The organism is Arthrobacter sp. 01L42, assembly GCF_056400005.1.
The window spans coordinates 55,938-71,691 of record NZ_JBFTSL010000013.1 but is presented as its reverse complement, the minus strand read 5'-3'; the positions used below and the strand labels follow the sequence as shown (position 1 = coordinate 71,691).

Sequence of the window (15,754 nt, the reverse complement as noted above, 5' to 3'; positions counted from 1 at the left end):
TTTAGGACACACCACTGAACCCGAGGAAGGGAACCGTAATGGGAGATCTGGCGCGACTGCCGTTGCTTGAAAAAGCACCCACCACACATGCCGGTCTACTGGCATGGGTAGAAGAGGTAGCTCAACTGACCCAGCCGGACCGGATCTACTGGGTTGACGGGTCCGAAGCGGAAAACACCCGGCTGACGGACGAGCTCGTTGCCGCCGGCACCCTGACCCGCCTCAACGAGGACCTCTTCCCCAAGTCGTTCGCGGCCTTCTCCGACCCCGCCGACGTGGCCCGCGTCGAAGAGCAGACCTTCATCTGCTCCGAGAACGAGCACGACGCAGGCTTCACCAATAACTGGATGGCCCCGGCGCAGATGAAGGAAAAGCTGCACGGCCTGTTCGCCGGCTCCATGCGCGGGCGCACCATGTACGTGATCCCCTTCGTGATGGGCCACCTCGACGCCGAGGACCCCAAGTTCGGCGTCGAGATCACCGACAGCGCCTACGTTGTCGCCTCCATGCGGATCATGGCCACCATCGGCACCGAGGTCCTGGACAAGATCACCGCGACCAACGCGTTCTTTGTCCCCGCCCTGCACTCCCTGGGCGCCCCGCTGGCCCCGGGCCAGGCCGATGTCCCGTGGCCCTGCAACCCGGACAAGTGGATTGTCCACTTCCCGGAGGAGCGCTCCATTTGGTCCTTCGGCTCCGGCTACGGCGGCAACGCCCTGCTCGGCAAGAAGTGCTACGCCCTGCGCATCGCCTCGGTGATGGCACGCGATGAAGGCTGGCTGGCCGAGCACATGCTCATCCTCAAGCTGACCTCGCCGGAGCAGAAGAACTACTACATCTCCGCCGCCTTCCCGTCGGCCTGCGGCAAGACCAACCTCGCGCTGCTGGATCCGACCATCGAGGGCTGGAAAGTCGAAACCCTCGGTGACGACATCACCTGGATGCGGTTCGGCAAGGAAGGCGAGCTCCGCGCCGTCAACCCCGAGGCCGGCCTGTTCGGCGTGGCTCCGGGCACCGGCTGGGGCACCAACCCCAACGCGATGCGCGCCATCGCCAAGGGCCACAGCATCTTCACCAACGTCGCCCTGACGGACGACGGCGGTGTGTGGTGGGAGGGCATGACCGACGAGGTACCCGCGCACCTGACCGACTGGCAGGGCAACTCCTGGACCCCGGATTCGGACAAGCCCGCCGCTCACCCGAACTCCCGCTTCTGCACGCCGATCGACCAGATCGACATGCTGGCCGAGGAGTACTACAACCCGGACGGCGTGGAGCTTTCCGCGATCCTGTTCGGCGGCCGCCGCAAGACCACCATCCCGCTGGTCACCGAGGCGCGCAGCTGGTCCAACGGCATCTTCATGGGCTCCACCCTGTCCTCGGAGACCACCGCCGCGGCAGCCGGTGCCGTCGGCGTTGTCCGCCGGGATCCGATGGCCATGCTGCCCTTCATCGGCTACGACGCAGGCGATTACCTGAACCACTGGGTCAACCTGTCCGCGAAGGCCAACCCGGAGCGGCTGCCCAAGATCTTCCTGGTCAACTGGTTCCGCCGCAATTCCGAGGGCGGATTCGCCTGGCCCGGATTCGGTGACAACGCCCGGGTCCTGAAATGGGCCATCGAACGCCTCGAGGGCAAGGCCGACGCCGTGGAGACCCCCATCGGGTTCGTCCCCACCGCTGACGCGATCGACCTCAAGGGCCTGGACATGACCCCGGCCCAGGTTGAAGAGGCCGTCCGTGTCGACCCCGCGGAGTGGACTACCGAGCTGGCCTCGATCGAGGAGTGGTTCGCCAACTTCGGCAGCTCGCTGCCCGAGGCGCTACGCGCCGAACTCGCAGGACTGAAGGAGCGCATGGCTGCCGAGCAGTAGCAGCCGGCACAACACAAAGCAACGCGGGGTCACTTACGGCCCATCCCACCACCGTGGATGGACCGTAAGTGACCCCGCGTTGCGGTTTAACCAGCGACCGTTAGAACCCAGGACCTCTCGCAAGATGCGGGGCCGCCGTTTTCGTTGGGTGCGTGGCGCCGGGACTTAGGTCCCTAGGCCGCGTCCGGCCAGATCCCTAGGCTTGTCCGCATTCCATCAGCCGGGCCGGCCGACGAGTGGAGCGTGCGCTGGGGGCATTCCGGGCGGGTGCGGCCGCGCCCCCGACCTGCTCGCGGTAAGCGAGACTCAGGAGTTCCTCATGCTTGTCAACGACGACATCGATGCTTTGTCCAGCGCTGTCAGCGGCCCGGTCGCGTTGCCGGACAGCCCCGAATTCGCGGCGGAGACGTTCGCCTTCAACGTCGCAACAGTGCACCGGCCCGAAGTCGTTCTGGGGGCCGCAGATGCCCGGGACGTCGTGGCCGCGGTTAAGTGGGCGGCGGAGCGCAGGCTTCCCGTGTCCGTCCAGTCCACCGGGCACGGCGCCGAATCTGCGATCGATGGCGGCCTGCTCATTAACACGCGCCGGCTGCAGGACGTGCAGATCGATCCGGATGAACGCACCGCGCGCGTCGGCGCCGGGGTGAAGTGGCGCACCCTCCTGGAGGCCAGCGTGCCGCACGGGCTCCTCGGATTGCACGGCTCCAGCACGGACGTCGGCGTCGTCGGCTACACGCTCGGCGGCGGGCTGCCCGTGCTCGGCCGCGCGCACGGCTTCGCGGCGGACCATGTCCGCAGCATGGAGATTGTCACGGCCGACGGCGAATTGCGGCGGATCGACGCCGACGCCGAGGCCGAGCTGTTTGCACTGATGCGCGGCGGTAAGGGCAACCTCGGGATCGTGACCGCCCTCGAGTTCAGTCTCTTTCCGTTCAATGATTTCTACGGCGGCGGCATCATCTATCCCGGGGCGGATGCGGCCACCGTCCTGGCTGCCTTCCGTCACTGGCTGCCCACGCTGCCCGAAGATGCCTCACCCTCGATCTCGCTGCTGCGGCTTCCGGACATGGACTTCGTTCCCGAGCCGCTGCGGAACCAGTTCGTCGTGCACCTGCGCTTTGCCTTCCTGGGCAAGCGTGAGGCCGGCGACGCGCTGCTTGCCCCGATGCGGGCGGTCTCGACCCCCTTGATGGACACGGCCGGGCCCATGAGCTACCTCGACGTAGACCAGATCCACATGGACCCGGCGGACCCGCTGCCCTTCATGGACGGCGGCGCGCTCCTGAAGGATTTCGGCGAAGAGGCGGTGGCTGACCTGCTCGAGCTCACCGGGGACGGTTCGGACTGCCCGCTGCTGCTGGTGGAGGTCCGGCCGCTCGGCGGCGCGCTGGCCCGGACTGCACTGTCCCGGCCGGGGGCTATGCCGGATGCGTTGCCGGACGCCGTGTCGGGGCGGGACGCGGCCTTCCTGCTGTTCCTCGTCGGGTTCAAGATACCGCCCCTTGCCGAGGCCGTATCGGCCTCCATTAGCGGGATCCTGGCCGCGATGGCTCCCCACTCCACCGGGTACACGCTGGTCAATTTCCATGGCGCGCCGGGCGACGAGGAGGACCGGGCCCGGGCCTGGACTCCCGCGGTCTATGAGCGGATGCGGTCCGCGAAGTCCACGTACGACCCCGGTAACCTCCTGCGCTTCGGTCACGCGATCACCGGGGTGCCGTCGGCGGGCTGACGCGCTCTGCGCGGACTCCCGGGCACCGCTTCACGACGGCGGCCCCCACCTTCACGAAGAGGTGCGGGGCCGCCGTCGATGAGTGTTTTAGCTGGCGAGCCAGATATCCGGGCCGAAGACCTCGTAGTGGATCTTCGTGGCCGGGATGCCGGCGTTGATGGCCTCGTTGCGGATGTTCTTCATGAACGGCAGCGGGCCACACAGGTAGAGCGAGGCGTTGGCCGGGAGGTCCACCTCGCGCAGGGACATGAAGCCCGCGTTGGAACCGGCTTCGGGCTGCTCGAGCCAGAGCTGCAGGTCGGCGCCGTCCAGGCGTTCGACGTCGTCCGTCATCTGGGAGCGCAGCGCCCAGCTGTCCAGGTTGCTTTCGGCGTGCAGGACCAGGACCTGGCGGTCCGAGCCGGACTCGGCCAGGGAGCGCAGGATGGACGCCGTGGGCGTGCAGCCGATGCCGGCCGAGGCCAGGACCACGGGGCCGTCGCCTTCCTTGAGCGTGATTTCGCCGTAGGGGTTGGAGATTTCGATGACGTCGCCCACGGCCACGTTGTTGTGCAGCACGGGGGAGACCTCGCCGCCGTCGTCGAGCTTGGTGGTGAAGCTGCGGCTGGTGCCGGCGTCGCCGGAGAGGGAGTACTGGCGGACCTGGCGGAGCCCGTCCGGAAGGGTGACCTTGACGCTGACGTACTGGCCCGGCAGCGCCGCGGTGATGGGGGTGTCGTCGGCCGGTTCCAGGGTGAAGGTCATGGAGCCGGTGCCGGCCGGAGTCTTGGCGGCAACCTTCCAGGGGGTCCACATCTTGGCGTTGGCCTGTGCGGCGTAGAGGCCCTTCTCGAGCTTGATGAGGGCGTCCGCCATGAGCCAGTAGACCTCGGTCCAGGCTTCGGCGATTTCCGGGGTGATGACCTCGGCCAGGTCCTCGGCGATGGCGGCGAAGAGGTGCTCGTAGACCACCTGGTACTGCGGTTCGGTGATGCCGAGGGAAGCGTGGCGGTGCGCGATCCGGGACAGCACGGTCTCCGGCAGGGTGTCCGGGTTGTTCACCAGGTGGCTGGCGAAGGCGGCGATGCTTCCGGCCAGGGCCTGCTGCTGATTGCCCGAGCGCTGGTTGGAGCGGCTGAACAGGCCGTCCAGCAGTTCGGGGTGGGCGGCGAAGAGGCGGGCGTAGAACTTGGGGGTGATCTCCCCGATCCGGGAACCGACCAGCGGCAGGGTGGCCTCGATGACGGGGAAGGACTTGTCCGAGAGCATGTTGACTCCTGAGATAGTGGCCCGGCGTCTTCAGCCGGGTCCGCGGCGATACTTGCATTTCAAATACGAATATCTATGCCTCATTTCTACACCGCGTAGAAATCTATTCCAAATCGACCGGATTCCGGGCGTGGCGGCGGCGGGAGAAGGCGGGTGTCAGTGGCAAGTGTCGCTGCCGGAGAAGGAACCGGATCCCGGTGGGGCAGAGCGCCGGTACCGTGCCTGAGCCTGGCATGCCGGTCATCCCGTGCCTGCCTGAAGTCAATGGCCAGGCCCGCCAGGAAGGGCGTTTGGACGCCAAACCAAAGGTTTTCCCCAGATTGGGCCGGAATCCCGCCGGACAGCGGCCCGAACCTGCCGGGCCGCTCAAAGCCCCGGGCGCAGCCCGATCGCCGCAAAGACGGGCGCCATCTGCCGGGAGGTCGGCAGCGACGCGATCACGATCCCGTCGAGTTCGCCATAGAAGGCTTCGCGGGCCCGGGCCAGCGCGGCCCGGAGCCGGCATTCGGTGATGAGCGGGCACGTCCCGCCCGTGGCAATGCAGTCGGCCGGGTCCAGGCGGGTGTCGAGTTGCCGCAGCAGCTGGCCGACCGTTGCGGTCCGGCCGGCGCTGCTCAGCCGGGATCCGCCGTTGCGGCCGCGTTCGACGTCGATCAGGCCCAGTGCGCGCAGCTTCGCCATCGCCTTGCTGACGTGGTTGTACGGCGTGCCGACAGCGTCGGCGATGCTCTGGGTGGTCAGGAGCCCGCCGTCCGGAGCGGCCGCGAGCACCAGCAAAGCGCGAAGGCTCACATCGGCGAACGCATTGATCTTCATATCCCCAGCCTAAGGGCGGTCTAGTCCACCCAGACGGCGGGCTCGTTGGTATCGGCGGCCAGCTGGCCGAACTCGAGTTCGTGCGTCCCGGCGTTCGCTGCGTAGGGCAGCACGGCGGCGAACAGGGAGCCGTCCTGGTGCTCTGCCGCGACGTGGATGGCGTCCGAGTCTTCCTCGAGCAGCGTGATGTCGCAGACGACGGCGGCGGCCCGGAACTCTTCCCGGTGCTGCCGGAGCAACTCGTGGAGGTCCCGGATCATGGCGTCCGCGTCGAAGTCGGCGTCCGATCCGTCGCTCGCGTCCGCGGGTGTCACGGCCACCAGCCGGACTTCGCCGTCGTTCTGCACCACCAGGGCGAAGGGCAGGAAGCCGCCGTTGCGTTCCAGCTGCTCCTGCGCGGCACCGACGCCGGTGCCGAGCAGGTTCTCCAGGTCCGTGGCGCTGGCGTCCGGCACGGACTCGCGCCAGGATCCGGTGTTGGCGGATTCTTCCGGGTGTACTGCCACCGCTAGCCCCGGACCAGCGCCAGGACGCGGTCGCGGACGCGTTCCATGGTGGCGGCGTCCGTGGCTTCAACGTTGAGGCGCAGGAACGGTTCGGTGTTGGACGGGCGCAGGTTGAACCAGTAGCTGCCGTCGGTGGCGATGAAGGTGCTGCCGTCGAGGTAGTCGACCTCGACGTCCTCGTCGTGGAAGTCCTCGCGGACCCGCTCGACCGCGGCGGCCTTGTCCTCGATTTCCGAGTTGATCTCGCCGGATGACCGGTACGGCTCGTATTCGCGGCCGAGTTCGGAGAGCGGGCCCTCCTGTTCGCCCAGGGCGGCGAGGACGTGCATGGCGGCCAGCATGCCGGTGTCCGCATTCCAGAAGTCGCGGAAGTAGAAGTGGGCCGAGTGTTCCCCGCCGAAGATGGCCCCTTCCGCGGCCATGACGGCCTTGATAAAGGAGTGCCCCACGCGGGTGCGGACGGGCCGGCCGCCGTGGCGTTCGACGAGTTCGGGCACCGCGCGGGAGGTCAGCAGGTTGTGGATGACGGTGGGCGTGTCTTCACCGAGGCCCTGGGCGCGGGCGATTTCGCGGCGGGCCACCATGCCGGTGATGGCCGACGGCGAGACAGGCTCGCCCTTCTCGTCGATCACGAAGCAGCGGTCGGCGTCGCCGTCGAAGGCCAGGCCGATGTCCGCGCCGTGTTCGACGACGGCGGCCTGCAGGTCGCGCAGGTTTTCCGGCTCCAGCGGGTTGGCCGGGTGGTTCGGGAAGGATCCGTCGAGCTCGAAGTACAGCGGCACGATCTCCAGCGGAAGCTTGGGCAGCAGGGCATCGCCAAGCACGGCCGGGGTGGTGAGGCCGGCCATGCCGTTGCCGGCATCCACCACAACCTTCAGCGGGCGGGAACCGCGCAGGTCCACCAGGGAGCGCAGGTACTCCGCGTAGCCCTTGAGGACGTCCTGCACGCCAATCAGGCCAGTGCTGCCGGCCGCGGGGATGGCGCCGGCGTTGAGGTATTCCTCGGCGCGGGCCTGGATTTCCATGAGCCCGGTTTCGGAGGAGATCGGCACGGCGCCGGCCTTGGCCATCTTGATGCCGTTGTATTCGGCCGGGTTGTGGCTCGCGGTGAACGTGGCGCCGGCGGCGTTGAGGGCCCCGCACGCGTAGTAGAGCTCGTCGGTGGAGATCAGGTCCAGCAGCTGGACGTTGGCGCCGCGGGTGGCTGCGCCGTTCGCGAAGGCTTTGGCGAACTCGGGGGAGGAGGGGCGCATGTCCCCGCCCACCAGCACGGTCTGCCCTGTGAGTTCCAGGACGTCGACGAAGGCGGCACCGACGGCTTCGACGATCTCCGCGGTGATGGATTGCCCCACGATTCCGCGCACGTCGTAGGCCTTGAACGAGGTCGAGAGGTCAAAAGTCTTTGTCTTGTCCGTAGTCACGCGTCTTATCTTACGTTGCGGCCCTGACGCGCCGGCCCGTGCCCACGTTTGTCCACACGCTGGGATTGTGCACATAGCGGGTACCGGCTTCGCGGCTGTCGGAGGGGGCTGGGATACTGAAGCAATGGCCAGTAACCAGAACGCCCTTTCCAGCACTGCCCTAGCCGGCACCCCATCCTCGACCCGGGAACAGGCCCAGAATGTACTGCGGGAGCTCGTGGGCCATCCTGAAGCCGAGTTCCATGACGGCCAGTTCGAGGCCATTGAGGCCCTGGTCGACGGCGGCAGGCGGGCCCTGGTGGTGCAGCGCACCGGCTGGGGGAAGTCGGCCGTGTACTTTGTCGCCTCCCTGCTGCTGCGCCGCCGCGGCGCCGGGCCCACCCTGATCGTGTCCCCGCTACTGGCCCTCATGCGGGACCAGGTCGCGGCCGCGGCGCGGGCCGGGGTGCGGGCGGTGGCGATCAACTCAGCAAACCAGCTGGACTGGGACACCGTCCGCGAGCAGCTCGCCGCCGATGAAGTGGACGTCCTGCTGGTCTCGCCGGAACGACTCACCAACCCGTCCTTCCGGGAAAACCAGCTGCCCGAGCTCGTCCGCCGGACCGGGCTGCTGGTGATTGACGAGGCCCACTGCATCTCGGACTGGGGCCACGACTTCCGCCCCGACTACCGGCGCATCGCGGACCTCATCACGCAGCTGCCGGACACCGTCCCGGTGCTCGCCACCACCGCCACGGCCAACTCCCGGGTGGTGCATGACATCGAGGAACAGCTCGGCAAGGACGTGCTCACCATCCGTGGCGCCCTGGGCCGGGATTCGCTCCGGCTCGGTGTCCTGACCCTGCCCGATTCCCGCGAACGCCTCGGCTGGCTGCTCACCCACCTGCAGGATCTGCAGGGCAGCGGCATCATCTACACCCTCACGGTCTCGGCCGCCGAGGACACCGCCCGCCTGCTGGCTGAGGCGGGGCACGAGGTCCTCGCCTACACCGGCCGCACGGACCCCGCGGACCGGGAACGAGCCGAGCAGCTCCTGAAGGACAACCAGGTCAAGGCGCTCGTGGCCACCTCGGCCCTCGGCATGGGTTTCGACAAGCCGGACCTCGGCTTCGTGGTGCACCTTGGCGCGCCGTCGTCGCCGGTGGCGTACTACCAGCAGGTGGGCCGCGCCGGCCGTGGCGCGGCGAACGCCGACGTCCTGTTGTTGCCGGGATCCGAGGACCGCGACATCTGGCAGTACTTCGCCACGGCGTCCATGCCGTCCGAGGAGAAAGCTGCCGCGGTTCTGACGGCCCTCGCCGAGGCAGGCACGGCGGTGTCCACGGTGGCGCTCGAGGCCCGGGTGGACCTGCGCCGCACCCCGCTGGAGCTGCTGCTGAAAGTCCTGGCCGTGGACGGCGCCGTCGAACGCGTCGGCGGCGGCTGGCGTTCCACGGGACAGCCGTGGAACTACGACGCCGAGCGGTACGGCCGGATCGCCGAGGCCCGGGTGGATGAACAGGACTCGATGGTCATCTACCAGGACACGGCCGGCTGCCGGATGGAATACATCACCTCGGTGCTGGACGATGAAACGGCCCGCGCCTGCGGCCGCTGCGACAACTGCGCGGGCCGCTGGTTCCGCGCTGACATCGCCGAGGACGCCACGGAGACCGCCGGGCAGACCCTGCGCCGGGCCGGCGTCGCCCTGGAACCGCGGCTGCAGTGGCCCAGCGGCATGGACCGCCTGGGCGTGCCGGTCAAGGGCAAGATCAAGCCGGATGAGGCCCTCGCGGACGGCCGGGTGCTGGCGCGCCTGACGGACCTTGGCTGGGGCGGGGCCCTGCGGGAGGCCTTCGCCGCCGGTGCGCCCGACCGGCCCGTGGACCCGGGCATGCTGCAGGCCTGCGTCCAGGTGCTCCGGGAGTGGGGCACCGGAGATGCCCGGACCGCTGGCTGGAGCGGGGCCGGCCGGCCTGCCGCGATCATCAGCCTGCCCTCCCGCGGGAAGCCGTTGCTGGTGGATTCCCTGGCCCGCGGGATCTCGGAGATTGGCCGCATCCCGTATCTGGGCCAGCTGCAGCTCAATCACGGCGGACCCACCGGCGGCCGCGGCGGGAACAGCGCCTACCGGCTCGCCGGCGTCTGGGACCGCCTGGTGGTGGGGCCGGAGCTGGAGGAGGCCCTGGCTGGAATCCGTGGCCAGAGCGTCATGCTGGTGGACGACCTCGTGGACAGCCGCTGGACCCTGACCGTCTCCGGGCGGGCCCTCAGGCTCGCGGGCGCCGGCGCCGTTCTGCCGCTGGTGCTGGGCCAGGCCGGCTGACCTCAGCGCCGGCGTGGCGGGGGAGGGCCAGGCTGTCCAGGGTGCTCAGGAGCATCAAGACCGCGATGGCCAGGAACGCCGCCCGGTACGGCGCCGCCGGATCACCGGCGACCCCGGTGGATCCCGCGCGGCTGCCTGCCTCGAAGACCCGCAGCAGGAGTGCCCCGACCGCGATCCCGGCCGCGGTGGCGAGCTGCACGAGCGTCGCGGAGACGGCGTTGGCGGACGGCAGCTGGGCCGGGACGACATCGGCGTACTGCACTGACGCGTACGCCGAGAATCCGATCGAGCGGAACGCCCCGCTGGCCACCAGCACCGCGACAATCAGCGGTTCCGGCGTGCCGGCGTCGAGCAGCGCGCACAGCGCAAAAGTGGCCGCGGAGGCCAGAGACGCGAACACCAGGACGGGCTTGAACCCGCAACGCCGGATCAGGGGCGTCGTGGCGGGCTTGATCCCGATGTTCCCCACGAACACGGCCGACACCATCGCCCCGGCGCGCAGCGGGTCCCAGCCGAAACCGACCTGGAACATTAGCGGCAGCAGGAACGGCACCGCGCTGATGGTCAGGCGGTACACAAAGCCTCCCGTCGCCGTCGCGCGGAACGTCCGCGTGCCGAAGACGGACAGATTGAACAGCGGCGTGCTGGTCCGCCGCATCCAGGCCGCGGCGGCGGCCAGGAACAGCAGGCCCGCAGCGATCCCCGCGGCCGCCAGCAGTCCGGCGTCCCGGCCGCCCATCAATTCCAGGCCGACCAGCAGGGATCCCACCCCGAGCGTGGTCAGGACCAGTCCGAGCCAGTCCAGGCGCCGCGTGCTGTCGCCGCGGACTGGGGGGACCAGGCGCAGCGCGGCCAGGAAGGCCGCCAGGCCCAGGGGGAGATTGACCAGGAAGATCCAGTGCCAGGACAGGTAGGTCGTCAGCACTCCGCCCACCAGCGGGGCGAGGACCGGGGCCAGCAGCCCGGGCCACACGAGGAAGGCCGTAGCCCGCAGCAGATCCTTCTTCGGGGTGCCGCGGAGCACCACCAGCGTGCCCACCGGGACCATCATGGCGCCGCCGGCACCCTGCAGGACACGGCTCAGCGTCAGCATGGTCAGGTCCTGGCTGAGCGCGCAGAGCAATGACGCGGCCGTGAAGATAGCGATGGCAAGACAGAACACCCGGCGGGCACCGAGCCGCTCCGCGAGCCAGCCGCTGAGCGGGATGCCCATCGCCACCGTCATCAGGTAGGCGGTCATGGTGATGTTCACGTCGGCGGCCGGCACCGCGAAATCGGCGGCGATACTGGGTATGGCGGTGGTCAGGACGGTCCCGTCGAGGAATTCCATGAAGAACGTCGCGGCCACCAGCAGGGCCAGCCGCGGGCTCCAGCTGCCCCCGGCAGGGTCCGCGCCGCGCGGGGAGGCGTTCATGCGCGTGTCTCCACGGTCCGGTTCACCCATAGCGCCGGCTCATCCATTGCGCTGATTCACCCATTGCAGCGGCTCACCCATTGCGCAGGGGTGGTTCCGATTCCAGCACAGCCATGGCGGCGTTGTGTCCGCCGATCGCACTGACGGCGCCGCCGCGGCGGGCACCGGAGCCGCAGAGCAGGATCTGCGGATCATCCGTCGCCACGCCCCAGCGGCGCGCCGGGGTGTCCAGCGGTTCGCCGTCCTCCACGAACGGCCAGTCGAGGCCGCCGTGGAAGATATTGCCGCGGGGCATCCCGACGGCGCGTTCAATGTCCAGGGTGGTCTTGGTTTCGATGCAGGGCCGCCCGTCCGGATCCGTCATGAGAAGATCCTCGACGGGCTCAGCCAGGACGGAGTTCAGGGAGGCCAGGACGGCCGCCTGCAGTTCGGCGCGGCGGTCCTCGTTGTTCTCCGCCGTGACCAGCCGGTCCGGGACGTGCAGGCCAAAGACGGTCAGCGTCTGGGCGCCGGCGGCCTGCAGTTCCGGGGACAGGATGGTGGGGTCGGTCAGCGAGTGGCAGTAGATTTCGCACGGCAGCGGCGAGGGCACGGATCCGGCGGCGGCGGTGCTGTAGGCGGCGTCGAGCTGGGACCAGGTCTCGTTGATGTGGAACGTCCCGCCGAACGCGGCCTCGGGGCTGACGGATCCGTCCAGCAGCTCCGGGAGGCGTTTGAGCAGGAGGTTGACCTTGACCTGCGCACCCTCGCGCTGATGGTTCGGATTGGTGGCGGCGACCGCTGAAATGCCAGGGTCGCCGGCCGCGGCGCCGGCTGACAGGTCGGCGGCAGGCCGGCCGCGCAGCCGGTCGAGGACCACCGGCGCCACATTGGACAACACCCACCGGGCGGAAGACGAATGGTCCTGCCCGCCGTGGCGGTAGTCCACGGCGCCGCCGGGCCGGACGGCGGTCACGTCCGCGGAGGTCAGGATGGTCGCGCCGGCGTCGCGCGCGGCCCGCTCCAGCTCGCCGGAGACCGCGCCCATGCCGCCGACCGGCACGTCCCAGTCCCCCGTCCCGCCGCCGATCAGGTGGTAGAGGAAGCAGATGTTTTGCTGCAGGTCCTCATCGTCAGCCCGGGCGAAGGTACCGATCAGCGCATCCGTCAGGACCACACCGCGGACCAGGTCGCTGCCCAGCTCCCGGCGGATCGCCTGCCCGATGGGATGTTCGATCATGGCCTCCCACGCCGCGTCGGCCCCGGCCCGGGCGGCTAGGCCCCGCGCCGCGGACCGCGCCAGCAGCGGCGCGGTCATGGTGGGCCAGAGTGCCTCCGTGAGCTGCCCGCACGCGGCGTAGAACGCGGTGAAGGCGCCGAACTCGCCGTCGGGAGCGCCGACGGCGGCGAACGACGCGGCCGTGGCGGCCTCGTCCCCGTTGTCCACCAGCAGGGCCCGGCTGCCGTCCGCGGGGTCCGGGGTGTAGGAGGAATAGCGCCGCCGCGCCAGCGTGATGCGCAGGCCGAGGTCGTCGATGATCTGCCGGGGCAGGAGGCTGACGAGGTACGAATAGCGCGAGAGGCGGGCGTCGACGCCGTCGAACGCGTGCGCGGATACCGCTGCGCCGCCGGCGTGTTCCAGCTTTTCCAGGACCAGGACGTCCCGCCCGGCCTTGGCCAGGTACGCGGCCGCGGCCAGTCCGTTGTGGCCGCCGCCGACGATGATGGCGTCAAATTCCGTGTTGCTCGACATGGGCCTATCCTGCCATCCGGATCCGCCGGCGGGCGTGAGGCGTCCGGCCACCGGACGGGCCGGGCCGGGGGGACATGACTGCTGGGGGCAGACCAGCGCGACTGAACGACGTCGATCCGCCCTGATCTGCCCGGGAACGCAAAAGGCCCCGGTCCGAGGACCGGGGCCAAACGCGGAGACGGGGGGATTTGAACCCCCGGTGGAGTTGTGCCCCACACTTCATTAGCAGTGAAGCCCATTCGGCCGCTCTGGCACGTCTCCAATTGCTAATAACTAGCCAACCAAGGATACGCAGAAGGTGCCACACAGTGCAAAACGGCAACTCCAGAGCAACGCGGGGTCAGATCCGGCCCATGCGGGGCCCCCGGATGGGCGCTAAGTGACCCCGCGTTGCTTGGGTGTGGGCCTTACGCCTCGGTGCCGGCGAGGGCCCGCCACAGGAAATGCTGGCTGCGGCTTTGCAGGGCCGCCGCCTGCCGGTTGTCCGAAGCCCCCGCGTGGCCGCCCTCGAGCGCCTCGTGGAACCAGACATTCGGGATGCCCATGGCCTGCATGCGGGCCGCCATCTTCCGGGCCTGGACCGGCCCCACCCGGTCATCCGAAGTCGCCGTCCAAATAAACGTCTCCGGGTAGTCCACGCCGTCCTTGAGCAGGTGGTACGGCGAAAACGTCTTCAGGAACTCCCACTGCTCGGGCACGTCGGGGTCGCCGTATTCGCCGATCCAGGAATAGCCCGCGGACAGCTTGGTGTACCGGCGCATGTCCAGGAGCGGGACCCCGCAGGACACGGCGCCAAAAAGCTCCGGGTACTGCGTGAGCATGTTGCCCACCAGCAGTCCGCCGTTGGAGCCGCCCACGCAGCCGAGCCGCTGACGGGACGTGACACCGCGGGAGATCAGGTCCTTCGCGACGGCGGCGAAGTCCTCGTACGCCCGGTGGCGGTTGCCCTGCAGCGCGGCGCGGTGCCAGCCCGGCCCATACTCGCCGCCGCCGCGGATGTTCGCCACCACGTAGACGCCGCCGCGGCGGTGCGTGCCCCCGCCCGCTACGCCGCTGGACTCCGCGGTCCGCCGCTCCAGCCACGCCCGGCCGATCGCGCCGCTGTACGCCGGCGTCCGCGAAATCTCGAAGCCGCCATAGCCGGAAAGCTGAGTCGGGTTCTGGCCGTCCAGCACCAGGTCCTTGGCCGCCACCTGGAAATACGGAACCTTCGTGCCGTCGCTGGAGGCCGCGAAGTGCTGCTGGACCTCGTAGCCCGCCTCGTCGAAGAATGACGGCGAGGTCCGGATCACCTCGTGTGTGCTGGCCACCGATCCGCCATCGCGGGCGAGCGTCCCGCGGGTCAGGGTGGTCGGCGTCGTGAAGCCGGTGGCCACCAGCCAGAAGTCGTTCCCTGCGCCCGGCGCCTCGCCTTCGGCGACCGAGGCGGCGCCGCCGGTACCGTCGTCGTCCGAGCCTTCGGCGTCGTCCTCGTCATCCACCGCGAAGGCATTGACATCGTGTAGGGGCGGGCAGGCGTCCAGCACGGTGGCGGCCCAGGCGGCGTCCGTGCCGGGGCGCCGCGGATCCAGGACGTGGATCTCCGAGGACACGTCCCGGAGCAGGTTCAGCAGCAGGAAGTCCCGCGTCCAGCTCCAGGACTGCAGGGAGGTGTGCGGATCGGGCGTGAAGAGCACGGCGAGGTCCCGGGAGCCGGCGAGGAAGTCCTCGAAGCCGGCCGCGAGCAGGGAGCCCGCCGGGTGGGTGGTGCCGTTGACGGTCCAGTCACGCTGCGGGCGGAACAGCAGCCATTCACGGTGCGAGCTCAGGTTCACGTCCGCCGGTACGTCGATCTGCACCCACGCACCATCGCGCAGCACCGAGGTGTTCTTCTCGAAAAAGCTGATCCAGTCGACGGCAAACGTGCGTTCGAAGCCCGGTGTGGAGTCGTGTGCCACGATCGCCATCATGTGGTCCTCGGGAATGTCGAACAGCTGTTCGGCCTGGGCCAGGGACTCGCCGCGGCGCAGCTTCACCCCGGTGCGGGCATAGGACGAGGTGGTCCGCGGCAGATCGTGGGCGGTGGTGGCGACCAGCAGGGTGTCCCGCTCCAGCCAGGAGGCGTTGCCCTTGCCGGTCGGGAGGTCGAAGCCGCCGTCGGCCGGGTCCACGAAGCCGCGGGCCTCGACGTCGAACTCCCGGTGGCGGTTGGCGTCCCCGCCGTCGGGGGAGAACGCCAGCAGGGCCCGCCGGTGGGGTTCACCCGGGGCCGGGCGGAGGAAGTTGGCGCCGTGGAAGACCCAGTCCTGGCCCTCGGCGGCGGCGAGGGCGTCGACATCCAGCAGGACATCCCACTCGGGGGTCCCGGCCCGGTAGCTGTCCCAGCTGGTGCGCCGCCACAGGCCCCGGGGGTTGTCCCGGTCCTTCCAGAAGTTGTAGTACCACTCGCCGTGCTTGCCCACCATGGGGATCCGGTCGGTGGAGTCGAGGACCTCCAGGATCCGGCCTTCCAGATCGGCGTAGTCGGCGTCCTCGAGGAGCTCCTCGGTGCGGGCGTTCTGTTCACGGACCCACGCCAGCTGCTCCTGGCCGTAGATGTCCTCCAGCCAGATGTTCTCGTCGACGGGTTCGGGGGAAGTCCCTCCAGCCGGGAGGGCACCGGTGGCCTCGCCGGACGCGGACGGGTGGTCAGCTTCTGTGGTGGTCATTTTCCCATCCAAGAACATC

At 69.3% G+C, this 15,754-nt stretch carries 10 protein-coding genes and 1 tRNA gene; 3 read left to right on the top strand and 8 right to left on the bottom strand.

What is annotated here, in order from left to right; genetic code table 11:
• Positions 1 to 38: 38 nt before the first annotated feature.
• Positions 39 to 1,874 (top strand): phosphoenolpyruvate carboxykinase (GTP), encoded by a 1,836-nt coding sequence (locus AC1DN2_RS12880; protein ID WP_223914403.1) that lies wholly within the window; start codon positions 39 to 41, stop codon positions 1,872 to 1,874.
• A 319-nt stretch (positions 1,875 to 2,193) separates the two neighbouring features.
• Positions 2,194 to 3,606, top strand: coding sequence for an FAD-binding oxidoreductase (locus AC1DN2_RS12875; protein WP_476850615.1), 1,413 nt, complete (start codon positions 2,194 to 2,196; stop codon positions 3,604 to 3,606).
• 87 nt (positions 3,607 to 3,693) lie between these two features.
• On the opposite strand, the gene AC1DN2_RS12870 is transcribed toward AC1DN2_RS12875, so the two are convergent.
• The 4 genes from AC1DN2_RS12870 to AC1DN2_RS12855 form a co-directional block, all read right to left on the bottom strand.
• The gene (locus tag AC1DN2_RS12870; RefSeq protein ID WP_476850614.1) at positions 3,694 to 4,854 is read right to left on the bottom strand and encodes a globin domain-containing protein; all 1,161 of its coding nucleotides are present in this window, start codon (positions 4,852 to 4,854) and stop codon (positions 3,694 to 3,696) included.
• A 366-nt stretch (positions 4,855 to 5,220) separates the two neighbouring features.
• Positions 5,221 to 5,670 (bottom strand): RrF2 family transcriptional regulator, encoded by a 450-nt coding sequence (locus AC1DN2_RS12865; protein ID WP_018774250.1) that lies wholly within the window; start codon positions 5,668 to 5,670, stop codon positions 5,221 to 5,223.
• Between the two features lie 20 nt (positions 5,671 to 5,690).
• Positions 5,691 to 6,176 (bottom strand): hypothetical protein, encoded by a 486-nt coding sequence (locus AC1DN2_RS12860; RefSeq protein ID WP_028278122.1) that lies wholly within the window; start codon positions 6,174 to 6,176, stop codon positions 5,691 to 5,693.
• A 2-nt stretch (positions 6,177 to 6,178) separates the two neighbouring features.
• On the bottom strand, positions 6,179 to 7,597 hold the full coding sequence (locus AC1DN2_RS12855) for a phosphomannomutase/phosphoglucomutase (RefSeq protein WP_223914399.1): 1,419 nt from the start codon (positions 7,595 to 7,597) through the stop codon (positions 6,179 to 6,181).
• Positions 7,598 to 7,721: 124 nt separating this feature from the next.
• On the opposite strand from AC1DN2_RS12855, the gene AC1DN2_RS12850 reads away from it, so the two are divergent.
• Entirely contained in the window at positions 7,722 to 9,902 is a 2,181-nt protein-coding gene (locus tag AC1DN2_RS12850; protein WP_476850613.1) for a RecQ family ATP-dependent DNA helicase, read from the top strand.
• Here AC1DN2_RS12850 and AC1DN2_RS12845 read toward each other — a convergent pair.
• The 4 genes from AC1DN2_RS12845 to AC1DN2_RS12830 all read right to left on the bottom strand — a co-directional run bounded on the left by AC1DN2_RS12845 (position 9,847) and on the right by AC1DN2_RS12830 (position 15,735).
• Entirely contained in the window at positions 9,847 to 11,316 is a 1,470-nt protein-coding gene (locus tag AC1DN2_RS12845) for an MFS transporter (protein WP_476850612.1), read from the bottom strand. The genes AC1DN2_RS12850 and AC1DN2_RS12845 overlap by 56 nt on opposite strands.
• 73 nt (positions 11,317 to 11,389) lie before the next feature.
• Positions 11,390 to 13,048, bottom strand: coding sequence for a phytoene desaturase family protein (locus AC1DN2_RS12840; protein WP_476850611.1), 1,659 nt, complete (start codon positions 13,046 to 13,048; stop codon positions 11,390 to 11,392).
• A gap of 173 nt (positions 13,049 to 13,221) precedes the next feature.
• Positions 13,222 to 13,309 (bottom strand) — tRNA-Ser (locus AC1DN2_RS12835).
• Between the two features lie 146 nt (positions 13,310 to 13,455).
• A complete protein-coding gene (locus AC1DN2_RS12830) occupies positions 13,456 to 15,735 on the bottom strand; it encodes a prolyl oligopeptidase family serine peptidase (protein ID WP_476850610.1) in 2,280 nt (759 codons plus the stop codon).
• Between the last annotated feature and the right edge of the window lie 19 nt (positions 15,736 to 15,754).

Bases quoted from the DNA above. Each gene is read 5' to 3' on its own strand.
- AC1DN2_RS12870 (WP_476850614.1), bottom strand. From the start codon at position 4,854: ATGCTCTCGGACAAGTCCTTCCCCGTCATCGAGGCCACCCTGCCGCTG.
- AC1DN2_RS12875 (WP_476850615.1), top strand. From the start codon at position 2,194: ATGCTTGTCAACGACGACATCGATGCTTTGTCCAGCGCTGTCAGCGGC.
- AC1DN2_RS12845 (WP_476850612.1), bottom strand. From the start codon at position 11,316: ATGAACGCCTCCCCGCGCGGCGCGGACCCTGCCGGGGGCAGCTGGAGC.
- AC1DN2_RS12830 (WP_476850610.1), bottom strand. From the start codon at position 15,735: ATGACCACCACAGAAGCTGACCACCCGTCCGCGTCCGGCGAGGCCACC.
- AC1DN2_RS12840 (WP_476850611.1), bottom strand. From the start codon at position 13,048: ATGTCGAGCAACACGGAATTTGACGCCATCATCGTCGGCGGCGGCCAC.
- AC1DN2_RS12850 (WP_476850613.1), top strand. From the start codon at position 7,722: ATGGCCAGTAACCAGAACGCCCTTTCCAGCACTGCCCTAGCCGGCACC.
- AC1DN2_RS12880 (WP_223914403.1), top strand. From the start codon at position 39: ATGGGAGATCTGGCGCGACTGCCGTTGCTTGAAAAAGCACCCACCACA.
- AC1DN2_RS12865 (WP_018774250.1), bottom strand. From the start codon at position 5,670: ATGAAGATCAATGCGTTCGCCGATGTGAGCCTTCGCGCTTTGCTGGTG.